The following is a 10446-nucleotide window of genomic DNA, read 5'->3' on the forward strand; positions in this document are numbered from 1 at the left end:
AAGATCAGCACACCGCGCAACGCCGCATACAAAGCCCACACAGGAGCCACAAAATATGCCAGCAATTCAACACAGGGCTGCATCTTCACAGGTCAGCAAGGAATGCGCCGCAGATTTTACAAGGGTTTGACCGTGCCCGCCAAAAATTCTTATGTCTTATATAAGATATTGCCAATATCCTTTCCAATGCGCGTAAAATAGAGTCAATTTCCACGACTCCATCCAAACCCGGAGCCCTCACACGCAGTTCAATCGCAGCGCGTCAAGAGGCCCAATGCCAAACAAAAAAGCTTCCTTTGTCTGCGCAATCCCGCACGAGCAATGTCGATAATCTGTTCATTGCCCCAAGCACATGCCTGACGAGAGCATCCAGCCACGACCGACAACTTCCCAGACCTCTTGCACAAACCGTACCCTTCACAATGACCGAGCTTCACGCAACAGGCAAAAACACCGAAGACAGCGCCAGCACCATTGCTCTGGCGCCGCCTTCGTTTAGCCCTTTGTACCGCCAAATCAAGGGACTACTTCTGCAAAAGCTTGAAGCGGGTCAATGGCAGCCTGGCGAAGCTATTCCCAGTGAAATGGAGCTATCCCAGCAGCTAAGGGTCAGCCAAGGTACCGTGCGCAAGGCGATTGATGAGCTTGCAGCGGAAAACCTCTTGGTGCGCAGGCAAGGCAAAGGAACTTTTGTTGCGACCCATTCTGAGCGCCATGTGCAGTACCGCTTCCTTCGCCTGCGACCAGATGCCGGCGGACTGGACGAAGAAGGCCCTGCCCAGCGGCACATTTTGTTCTGCAAGCGTATCCGTGCGACGGCAGACTTGGCCTCACAAATCGGCCTGCGCAGTGGGGACGCCGTCATCCACATTCGCCGCACCCTGTCCATGCAGAGCACCCCTTCAGTGCTTGAAGACATTTGGTTGCCAGGACATGCCTTCAAAGGCATTAGCGCAGAGCAAATCACCCATTACCAAGGCCCTACCTACGCCTTGCTAGAAAAAGAATTTGGTGTTCGGATGGTGCGAGCCGTCGAGCACCTCAAAGCCATCCTGCCACCGGATGCCGAAACGGTCCAGTTGCTTCAGGTCGAATCGCACACTCCACTACTGTCTGTTGAGCGCATTGCTTACACCTACAACGACACCCCCATGGAGCTCAGGCGCGGCCTGTACCGAACGGATACACACCACTACCTCAATGAGCTGAATTAGAGCACCAAGCTCCTGATGAGGTGTTGCGCAATCAGCCCTATTGATGGCGGCAACATACCCTGCATATCGCAACCTATTTCACAGTATTTTTCCCGCCAAAAAGTTAAGACACACCAACCAAACTTAATTCACAAATACCCCAAATCAAACAAAAGCCAGGTCAAAAGGTCTAGAATCCGACCGTTTGTCCTGAGGGGACGCCCCACAAATTCCTCGCACTGAAAGCCAAAACCCCATGAATGAAGTCACCAAGAAAAGGCCTGAGTTTCGCAACATCAACATCTTCAATGATGTCCGCACTTACCGCTTACCTGCCGCAGGCGTGCTGTCAATTTTGCACCGTGTCAGTGGCATCATCATGTTTGTCCTGCTGCCTTTTTTGCTGTGGGTTTTCGACATGTCGCTGCGCACACCTGAAACCTTCACTTCAGTGACTGGAATCTTCCGCGATGGCCTGTGGATTCTTCCCGGCTTCTTGGTGAAATTAGGTGTTCTGGTTCTGGTTTGGGCGTTCTTGCACCACTTGTGCGCAGGCGTGCGCCACTTGTTCATGGACGTGAACCACCATGCTGTGAATAAAGAGTTTGGTCGTAAATCTGCCTTGGCTTCTTTTGCTGTCAGCCTGGCACTGACCGTTGTCTTTGGCGCCAAGATTTTTGGCCTCTACTAATCCATCACCCGCAAGGAGCTCTTCATGTCTATTAACTACGGATCCAAGCGCGTGGTGGTTGGCGCGCATTATGGTTTGCGCGATTGGCTCAGCCAACGCATCACCGCTCTTGTGATTGCCCTTTTCGCTTTGGTACTCTTGGCTCAGGTCTGCCTGACCAAAGGTCCAGTTGATTACGCCGCATGGCAAGCCATCTTCAATGCCCAATGGATGCGCTTGTTTGCCTTTGTCTCTATCGTGGCCGTGCTCTGGCACGCATGGGTTGGTGTGCGCGATGTCTGGATGGACTATGTACCCGCCGTTGGCCTGCGTCTTGCGCTGGACGTGTTCACCATCGTCTGGCTGATTGGCTGCGCCGGTTGGGCTTTCCAGACTCTCTGGCGCCTGTAAGCATATTTTGTGAGACGCCATGCTCTGCATCGCATCTCACCGCCCCACTTTGAGAAGACCAAGAGATTTTCAATACCATGAGCTACACCAAAGAAAACATCATCACTCGCAAGTTTGACGCCGTCATCATTGGCGCGGGTGGTTCGGGCCTGCGTGCCGCACTGGAACTGTCCAAGGCCGGTCTGTCAGTCGCATCGCTCTCCAAAGTATTCCCCACTCGCTCACACACGGTTGCAGCGCAAGGTGGCGTGTCGGCCTCGCTTGGCAACATGAGCGAAGACAACTGGCACTACCACTTCTACGACACCATCAAAGGCTCGGACTGGCTGGGTGACCAAGACGCAATTGAATTCATGTGCCGCGAAGCACCAAACGTCGTGATCGAACTGGAGCACTTCGGCATGCCGTTTGACCGCAACCCAGACGGTACGATTTACCAGCGCCCATTCGGCGGCCACACCGCCAACTACGGCGAAAAACCAGTGCAACGCGCTTGCGCTGCGGCCGACCGTACTGGCCACGCCATGTTGCATACGCTCTACCAACAAAACGTCAAAGAAAAAACCAACTTCTTTGTCGAATGGATGGCACTGGACCTGATCCGCGACGAGCAAGGCGATGTAGTCGGCGTGACTGCGCTTGAACTCGAAACTGGCGAGCTCTACATTTTGCAAGCCAAGGTGGTGCTGCTGGCCACTGGCGGTGCAGGCCGCATCTTCGCTGCATCAACCAATGCGTTCATCAACACTGGCGACGGTTTGGGTATGGCTGCTCGCGCAGGCATTCCGCTGCAAGACATGGAATTCTGGCAATTCCACCCCACCGGCGTGGCTGGCGCGGGCGTGTTGCTGACCGAAGGTTGCCGTGGCGAAGGCGCGATTTTGCGTAACAGCGAAGGCGAGCGCTTCATGGAGCGTTACGCGCCAACTTTGAAAGACTTGGCCCCGCGCGACTTCGTGTCCCGCTCGATGGACCAGGAAATCAAGGAAGGCCGTGGCTGCGGCCCTAATAAGGACTACATCCTGATGGACATGACCCACTTGGGCGCAGAAACCATCCGCAAACGCCTGCCATCGGTGGAAGAAATTGGCCACAACTTCGCCAACGTCGACATCACCAAAGTGCCAATTCCAGTCGTGCCCACCATCCACTACCAAATGGGTGGTATCCCGACCAACATCAGCGGCCAGGTCGTCATCAAGACCGACACCAACAACGCAGAAGTGGTCAACGGCTTGTACGCTGTGGGCGAATGTTCGTGCGTATCGGTGCATGGCGCCAACCGCCTGGGCACGAACTCGCTGCTGGACTTGCTGGTGTTTGGCAAATCCGCTGGCAAGCACATCGTCAAGACGGTTCAAGCCCAGCACGAGCACAAACCTCTGCCTGCCGATGCAGCAGACCTCACGCTTGCACGCCTGAATCGCCTGCAAGAATCGAATTCCGGCATTTACTCGCAAGATATTGCCAACGAGATTCGCCAAAGCATGCAGCAGCACGCCGGTGTGTTCCGTACGCAAGAAGGCATGGATGAAGGTGTTGTCAAAATCAACGCCATCCGTGAAAAAGTGGGTCAAGTCACACTCAAAGACAAATCCAAAGTGTGGAACACCGCACGCATGGAGGCACTGGAAGTGGACAACTTGATCGAAGTCGCTCAAGCAACCATGACCTCTGCAGCAGCACGCCGCGAATGCCGCGGTGCCCACACTGTGTACGACTACGAGCACCCGGCTGATCACCCAGACTTCCCGCTGGGTCGTAACGATAAAGAGTGGCTCAAACACACCCTCTGGTACAGCGCAACCAACAGCTTGGATTACAAGCCGGTGAACCTCAAGCCACTGACCGTGGACAGCGTGCCACCTAAAGTTCGTACCTTCTAATCACCAGCTGCCTGCAAGCCTCACGAGAGTAAAACACCATGACAATCCGCAAATTTCAAATCTATCGCTACGATCCTGATAAGGACGCCAAGCCTTATATGCAGGAAGTGGAAGTGGAGCTCGACGGCCATGAGCGTATGTTGCTTGATGCGCTGGTCAAACTCAAAGCCAAAGATCCTTCAATCGCATTTCGTCGCTCTTGCCGCGAAGGCGTGTGCGGCTCAGATGCCATGAACATCAACGGTAAAAACGGCTTGGCCTGCTTGACCAACATGAATACCCTGAAGGGAACGATTGTGCTCAAGCCTCTGCCCGGCCTGCCAGTGATTCGCGATCTGATCGTCGACATGACGCAATTTTTCAAGCAGTACTACAGCATCAAGCCTTACCTGCAAAACGAAAACCTGCCGCCAGAGCGTGAACGCCTGCAATCGCCTGAAGAGCGCGAAGAACTCAATGGCTTGTACGAATGCATTCTCTGCGCCAGCTGCTCCACCAGCTGCCCGTCCTTCTGGTGGAACCCTGATAAGTTCGTTGGCCCAGCCGGTTTGCTGCAAGCCTACCGTTTTATTGCCGACAGCCGCGATGATGCGACTGGGGCACGTCTGGACAACTTGGAAGATCCATACCGCTTGTTCCGTTGCCACACCATCATGAACTGCGTGGATGTGTGCCCCAAGGGTTTGAACCCCACACGGGCTATCGGCAAAATTAAAGAGTTGATGGTGCGCCGCGCTATCTAAGCGCAACACACAACACCATCATGGAACCATGGGAACAATCCCCCAATCCCAAAGCTCCATGGTGGTGTGCAATACAACCGCTCTCCCGCATCAGAGCGCATTGCGCAAGAGATGACAACGCATTGTCTTACGTGACACGTTTGATGCAATACCCCTTTTTCAACCCCTTCGCCTGTCACCATGACCGCTGAGAACCCTATGCAAGAGCAACAACGGATGACCGAGCTGCAACTGCGCCAGCTGCAATGGCGTTCACGCCGAGGATTATTGGAAAACGACCTGCTCATTGAGAAATTCTTCAACGCACATGGCCCCTCGCTCAGCGTCGCGCAAGGCAGGGCAATGACTGAGTTGATGAACCTGGCAGACAACGATCTGCTGGATCTACTCTTGCGCCGTAAAGAGCTGCAAGGAGACATCGATACCCCCGAGATACACGGTGTATTGGAGCTGATTCGCCCCGCCCCGCTCAACTGAACACTCAGTTGTCTAGCCAAGCGAGTCGCTACTGCAACGTTTCTTTTCGACAATCCCGCCTCGCCGAACCGGTGCCTCGATGGCCAAGGTTTTCGGCTCCATCAAAGGAAGGTAAATATGAAGCTGTCTGACAACAAAGCAACCCTGTCATTTTCCAATGGCAAGCCTGCGGTTGATCTCCCTGTGTACGAAGGCACAGTTGGCCCGGATGTGATTGACATCCGCAAGCTCTACGGCCAAACCGGCATGTTTACCTATGACCCGGGATTTTTGTCTACTGCGTCATGCCAATCGGCCATCACCTACATTGATGGCGACAAGGGTGAGCTGCTGTACCGCGGCTACCCGATTGAGCAATTGGCTGTGAACTGCGACTATCTGGAAACCTGTTACCTGCTGCTCAACGGCGAACTGCCCAATGCCGCGCAAAAAGCCGACTTTGACCAGCGCGTTACCCGCCACACCATGGTCAATGAGCAAATGCAGTTCTTCCTGCGTGGTTTCCGCCGCGATGCTCACCCTATGGCCATCCTGACTGGCCTGGTCGGCGGCATGTCTGCGTTCTACCATGACAGCACCGACATCAACAATCCAGAGCACCGCAACATCGCTGCGATTCGCCTGATCGCAAAAATGCCTACTTTGGTCGCTATGGCCTACAAATACGGCATTGGCGCGCCTTACATGTACCCTCAAAACGATCTGAGCTACGCAGGCAATTTCCTGCGCATGATGTTCGGCAACCCATGTGAAGAATACAAGGTCAATCCAGTGCTCGAGCGCGCAATGGACCGCATCTTCATCTTGCATGCTGACCACGAGCAAAACGCTTCAACTTCCACCGTTCGTCTGTGCGGCTCATCGGGCACCAATCCATTTGCGGCTATTGCCGCTGGCGTGGCTTGCCTGTGGGGCCCTGCTCACGGTGGTGCCAACGAAGCTTGCCTGAACATGCTCGAACAAATCCAAGCCAACGGCGGTATCGAAAAAGTTGGCGAATTCATGGAGCAAGTCAAAGACAAAAATTCCGGCGTGAAACTGATGGGCTTTGGCCACCGCGTTTACAAAAACTACGATCCACGCGCCAAACTGATGCAAGAAACTTGCAACGAAGTGCTGGCCGAGTTGGGCCTGGAAAACGATCCATTGTTCGCCTTAGCCAAGAAACTGGAAAAAATCGCACTGGAAGACGACTACTTCGTGCAACGCAAGCTGTACCCGAACGTGGACTTCTACTCTGGCATCGTGCAACGCGCTATCGGCATTCCAGTGAATCTGTTCACCGGCATTTTTGCTTTGGCACGTACTGTCGGCTGGATTGCTCAACTGAACGAAATGATCAGCGATCCAGAATACAAAATTGGCCGCCCACGCCAATTGTTCGTTGGCGACACCCCTCGTAACGTGAAGCCTCTGGCACAGCGTTGATTCAACATGCATTGCCCTGTGCAATGCATGATGCCGATTGCACAAATCAACCGTCTATATCTATACGCGAAGCGCCTCTATTGAGGCGCTTTTTTATTGCAACCTTCCCACGAGATACAAGCTCCTTCGGATTGGCCATGCCAATCAACGGTTGCACTAGAAATTTCAGTGACCGTTACGCTTGCCCACCATAAACACGCGATAGGGATTCGGCCACACAGACCGGCTTGTCTTGCCCCTCCCGCTCAACCAGCACCTGCCAGGTAATCTGTAATCCCTGATTGTCCAAAGGCTCTGTATCCAACAATGTCAAACGTGCGCGCAACCGGCTATTGACAGGGACAGGCGAGGTGAAACGCACCTTATTAAGACCATAGTTCAAGCCCATCACAACACCATCAATCTTGCATGCCTCACCCATGAAGCCCGCCAGCAATGACAGCGTGAAAAAACCATGTGCAACCGTGGTACCAAATGGGCCTTTAGCGGCGCGCTCAGTATCCACATGAATCCACTGGTGATCATCAGTGGCTTGGGCAAATAAATTAATTTGCTCCTGCGTCACCTCGCGCCACGCAGTGACAGCCACTTCCTGCCCCTTAAGAGCACTCAATTCAGAATAGGTTTTAAAGGTTTTCATGGCTGGCACGATAGCGACAAGCATTGGCTTTGGCTGTCTGTCGTGCGACAACCAAGGGATTTACCTGTCAAGTCCCTGACGAGCATAAGGCCTGAATTTAAACAATTGAGGCTTTGCTCGATACCACGCTTTTATCAATTGCTGCTGTGGCTTTCGCTTGGGCTGTTGCCACTGGTGTTAATGGCCGACTTGGTACTGGCCGAGATTGCCTACTGGACTCCTGATTCCCGCTACGGCAGCCTACTGGGTTCCGCCATTTTGCTCACCCTTCCTGGCGTGCTAGCGGGCAGTTTGACGCCCTATGCCATGCGCTTGATGGTCGCACGGGTAGAAGAAGCGGGCGCCCGCGCAGTGCAACTCAGCGCACTGACAACCTTGGGGGCAGCAGCAGGCTGCCTTACTACCGTCGTACTACTTGGTCTTGTGGTGGGAGATCAATACCATTTTGCTGGCATTGGCCATTCTGACCGCTGTGATCGCCAGTGCCGCTTTATGGTGGTGGCCTGCGCAAACGCCTACCCCGCGCTAACCCCCATCCACTGCACCCGCCCTCATCGCCATGCGCACACGACCTACCCAAGCTTTGCTCTCGCACCGCACGCCCGCCTGTTTGCCCCATCCGCAAACCTTGACCCATTTCTTTGCCCTTGCTTTTCGCCTTGTTGATCGCCTTGTAAAAGGACTGCCAACACCGTTGTGGTGGGCGCTCCTGCTGTGTCCCATGAGCATGATTGGCATCGTGAATGCACAGGGGCAGACGGCCCCCACCACTTCGCCAGTCACCTCCACCGCAAACACAATAGATACAACCAACACGCCCCCATTCAGCCTAGAAAACGATTTAATGAAAGAGGACTTCCACCTTGCAACAACAGTGCGTGGCCAGCATCTGGATGTGATGGTGATGGAAGGCGAAGCCTTCCGCTGCATGAGCTTCGATCGGCGCAACCTCTTCCAAAGCTGCATGCTCAAAGCCCAGCCCGAGGTTTTGGCGTTGGAGTACACGCGTGGCTTATTGGCTGGCATGCATTGGCTGCCTAGGCCGCCCCAACGCATTTTGTTGATCGGCATGGGCGGTGGCTCCATCCCCAAAGCCTTGATGCAATACGCCCCTGACGCAAAGGTCGACGTGGTCGAACTGGATGCCGCTGTCGTGCAAGTGGCCCAAGATTGCTTTGGCTTCCAACCCACACCATCAATGCGCGTGCACGTGATGGATGCCCGCGTTTTTGTGCGCCAGCAAATACGGCAACAGCAAACATATGACCTCATCATGCTCGACGCATTCGACCACGACTACATCCCCGAGCATTTGCTGACGGTGGAGTTTCTCTCGCAAATCCGCCAGCTACTCGCAGCAGACGGCATCGTCGTCGCCAACACCTTTGCGCGCGGGCGTTTATTGCCCCATGAAGAAGCCACGTGGCAGGCCGTCTTCCCCTCCCTCTGGCGGGCGAAGCGACTAGAGAATGACATCCTCTACGCAGCAACGCAAGCCCTGACGTTGCAAAGCGCGGATGACCCACTCGATGCCCTCACCGGCCGGTGGGACGACTACCCCGCACAACCCGTGCCCCCCAGCACAGCCCGCCCATTGACGGACCAGTGGTCGCCCACCAACCTGTTGCGGCACATGGGTGCAGACTTCAGTTTTGATAGTCAGTGATTTCAATGCTTCGCAAACACCGCACTGATTTCATCTGACCTGGACCTCCACTAAACTTTGACAGTCTGCTATTTGGTCAAAAGCGGAAGTTCGCTTAATGCATTTCAATATCAGCATGTCTTCATGCTGCGCCAGCGAGATAGTGGGGCGCCATTTTTCCCATCGCCCTGCCCCCAAACCGGAATCGAGTTGGGTGCCCATATAGCCGATGACAACAGTTTTCTTGCTCATAAAATTTTCTATTTATCTATCTATATTTCTATTTTATTGAAAATAATCAAAAAACAAGAAAACAATGAAAATTAAATAAATTAATATAAATCAATAACTTAATTAAAAACAATCCAATAGAGACGACATTGGCACGCTTCTCGCAATATCTAAATCATCCAAAGCAAGAGGGATTGCTTACAGGTCAGGGTTAAGAACACAGGTTCTGCCCTGCCGGTGCCAAGGATCTGGGGCGTAGGCTCTGTCGATGTTTGGTATGCCGCACCCTTGGATGTTGGATAACGGCCTGACTTGTGGAAGCTCCTTCTTAAAGGGGTTGGGTTCGACTCCCAACAGGTCACCACTGGTAGCTCAATGGTTGAGCATCTTTTGTAGAAAAAGACTGTCGCAGGTTCGATTCCTGCCCAATCGGTTGCAAAACCGGCTACTTAAAACGGTCGAAAGACCACCCGCCGAACGCGGTGCGGATGGTTGGTGATGTTGGCGCAATTTTGTGCCGTCAAAGCCAACCACCCACACCGTCAGCGATGCCAGCTTGCACTGATGGAAGTGCGCCGCGCACGCTGCCCGCCCACCATCGAGGCACGCCTTGATGGCAACGCGCAGCAAGGCCCGAGCCCACACACCATCAACTGCCCTAGCAGCGCTGTAACGGCACCTTTGAATGCCCTTTGACGCATTGACTTGAACGAAACGATATTGAACGAGGAGAAGCACCATGCCTACATTTGAACGCATCACCATCAAGAAAAACGAACGTGCCTTGTTGCTGCGCAATGGTGATTTTGAGCGCGTATTGCACAGCGGCTCGCACTGGTTGATTGCCGCGTCAGACGAACTGAAAATCGAACGCTTTGCACTGAACCAACCAGCCTTCCAACACGAATTGGCCGATTACCTGATGAGCCAAGAGCCTGCCGTGGTGGCCGCTGAATTTGTGGCTGTGCAGCTGAGCGAGCATGAAGTCGCCTTGCGCAGCGAGAACGGTGTGCTGGTCGAAATACTGCCGCCTGCTACCCGTGCGCTGTACTGGAAGGGTTTGGTAGAGACCACCATCGAAACCATCAATGAATCGCACCGGTATCCGTGGAGGCTGAATCT

Annotated in this window: 11 protein-coding genes and 2 pseudogenes; 11 read left to right on the forward strand and 2 right to left on the reverse strand. The window is 53.9% G+C overall.

The features are described from left to right. The first annotated feature begins 422 nt into the window (after positions 1-422). The 7 genes from E9531_RS16220 to E9531_RS16250 all read left to right on the forward strand — a co-directional run bounded on the left by E9531_RS16220 (position 423) and on the right by E9531_RS16250 (position 6808). Positions 423-1214 (forward strand): GntR family transcriptional regulator, encoded by a 792-nt coding sequence (locus E9531_RS16220; RefSeq protein ID WP_136574820.1) that lies wholly within the window; start codon positions 423-425, stop codon positions 1212-1214. Positions 1215-1449: 235 nt separating this feature from the next. Continuing rightward, positions 1450-1884, forward strand: a complete 435-nt coding sequence (sdhC, locus tag E9531_RS16225; protein WP_136574821.1) for a succinate dehydrogenase, cytochrome b556 subunit — start codon at positions 1450-1452, stop codon at positions 1882-1884. A gap of 24 nt (positions 1885-1908) precedes the next feature. Further along, positions 1909-2274, forward strand: a complete 366-nt coding sequence (gene sdhD, locus E9531_RS16230; protein ID WP_136574822.1) for a succinate dehydrogenase, hydrophobic membrane anchor protein — start codon at positions 1909-1911, stop codon at positions 2272-2274. Between the two features lie 77 nt (positions 2275-2351). After that, entirely contained in the window at positions 2352-4160 is a 1809-nt protein-coding gene (sdhA, locus tag E9531_RS16235) for a succinate dehydrogenase flavoprotein subunit (protein WP_136574823.1), read from the forward strand. A 38-nt stretch (positions 4161-4198) separates the two neighbouring features. Further along, positions 4199-4903 carry a succinate dehydrogenase iron-sulfur subunit gene (locus E9531_RS16240; RefSeq protein WP_136574824.1) on the forward strand — a complete coding sequence of 235 codons (705 nt, stop codon included), beginning with the start codon at positions 4199-4201 and terminating at the stop codon, positions 4901-4903. A gap of 180 nt (positions 4904-5083) precedes the next feature. Continuing rightward, the gene (locus tag E9531_RS16245) at positions 5084-5380 is read left to right on the forward strand and encodes an FAD assembly factor SdhE (protein ID WP_244610158.1); all 297 of its coding nucleotides are present in this window, start codon (positions 5084-5086) and stop codon (positions 5378-5380) included. A 117-nt stretch (positions 5381-5497) separates the two neighbouring features. Then, positions 5498-6808, forward strand: coding sequence for a citrate synthase (locus E9531_RS16250; RefSeq protein WP_136574825.1), 1311 nt, complete (start codon positions 5498-5500; stop codon positions 6806-6808). Positions 6809-6983: 175 nt separating this feature from the next. Here E9531_RS16250 and E9531_RS16255 read toward each other — a convergent pair whose 3' ends face one another. After that, the gene (locus E9531_RS16255; RefSeq protein ID WP_136574826.1) at positions 6984-7448 is read right to left on the reverse strand and encodes a MaoC family dehydratase; all 465 of its coding nucleotides are present in this window, start codon (positions 7446-7448) and stop codon (positions 6984-6986) included. Positions 7449-7613: 165 nt separating this feature from the next. On the opposite strand from E9531_RS16255, the gene E9531_RS16260 reads away from it, so the two are divergent. Then, on the forward strand, positions 7614-8114 hold the full coding sequence (locus E9531_RS16260) for a hypothetical protein (protein ID WP_211343470.1): 501 nt from the start codon (positions 7614-7616) through the stop codon (positions 8112-8114). 55 nt (positions 8115-8169) lie between these two features. Further along, positions 8170-9114: a spermidine synthase gene (locus E9531_RS16265; protein ID WP_158291826.1), complete on the forward strand. Its 945-nt coding sequence runs from the start codon at positions 8170-8172 to the stop codon at positions 9112-9114. Between the two features lie 108 nt (positions 9115-9222). Here E9531_RS16265 and E9531_RS16270 read toward each other — a convergent pair. Further along, a pseudogene (locus tag E9531_RS16270) lies at positions 9223-9345 on the reverse strand (RNA repair transcriptional activator RtcR family protein); the annotation flags it as partial. A gap of 477 nt (positions 9346-9822) precedes the next feature. On the opposite strand from E9531_RS16270, the gene E9531_RS16280 reads away from it, so the two are divergent. Continuing rightward, positions 9823-10020 carry a hypothetical protein gene (locus E9531_RS16280; RefSeq protein ID WP_136574829.1) on the forward strand — a complete coding sequence of 66 codons (198 nt, stop codon included), beginning with the start codon at positions 9823-9825 and terminating at the stop codon, positions 10018-10020. A gap of 43 nt (positions 10021-10063) precedes the next feature. Next, positions 10064-10446 (forward strand): annotated as a pseudogene (locus tag E9531_RS16285) (slipin family protein); the annotation flags it as partial.

The organism is Lampropedia puyangensis (assembly GCF_004833285.1).
In the GTDB taxonomy this organism is placed as follows: Bacteria; Pseudomonadota; Gammaproteobacteria; order Burkholderiales; family Burkholderiaceae_C; genus Lampropedia; species Lampropedia puyangensis.

Bases quoted from the DNA above. Each gene is read 5' to 3' on its own strand.
- E9531_RS16220 (WP_136574820.1), top strand. From the start codon at position 423: ATGACCGAGCTTCACGCAACAGGCAAAAACACCGAAGACAGCGCCAGC.
- sdhC (WP_136574821.1), top strand. From the start codon at position 1,450: ATGAATGAAGTCACCAAGAAAAGGCCTGAGTTTCGCAACATCAACATC.
- sdhD (WP_136574822.1), top strand. From the start codon at position 1,909: ATGTCTATTAACTACGGATCCAAGCGCGTGGTGGTTGGCGCGCATTAT.
- sdhA (WP_136574823.1), top strand. From the start codon at position 2,352: ATGAGCTACACCAAAGAAAACATCATCACTCGCAAGTTTGACGCCGTC.
- E9531_RS16240 (WP_136574824.1), top strand. From the start codon at position 4,199: ATGACAATCCGCAAATTTCAAATCTATCGCTACGATCCTGATAAGGAC.
- E9531_RS16245 (WP_244610158.1), top strand. From the start codon at position 5,084: ATGACCGCTGAGAACCCTATGCAAGAGCAACAACGGATGACCGAGCTG.
- E9531_RS16250 (WP_136574825.1), top strand. From the start codon at position 5,498: ATGAAGCTGTCTGACAACAAAGCAACCCTGTCATTTTCCAATGGCAAG.
- E9531_RS16255 (WP_136574826.1), bottom strand. From the start codon at position 7,448: ATGAAAACCTTTAAAACCTATTCTGAATTGAGTGCTCTTAAGGGGCAG.
- E9531_RS16265 (WP_158291826.1), top strand. From the start codon at position 8,170: ATGAGCATGATTGGCATCGTGAATGCACAGGGGCAGACGGCCCCCACC.
- E9531_RS16280 (WP_136574829.1), top strand. From the start codon at position 9,823: ATGTTGGCGCAATTTTGTGCCGTCAAAGCCAACCACCCACACCGTCAG.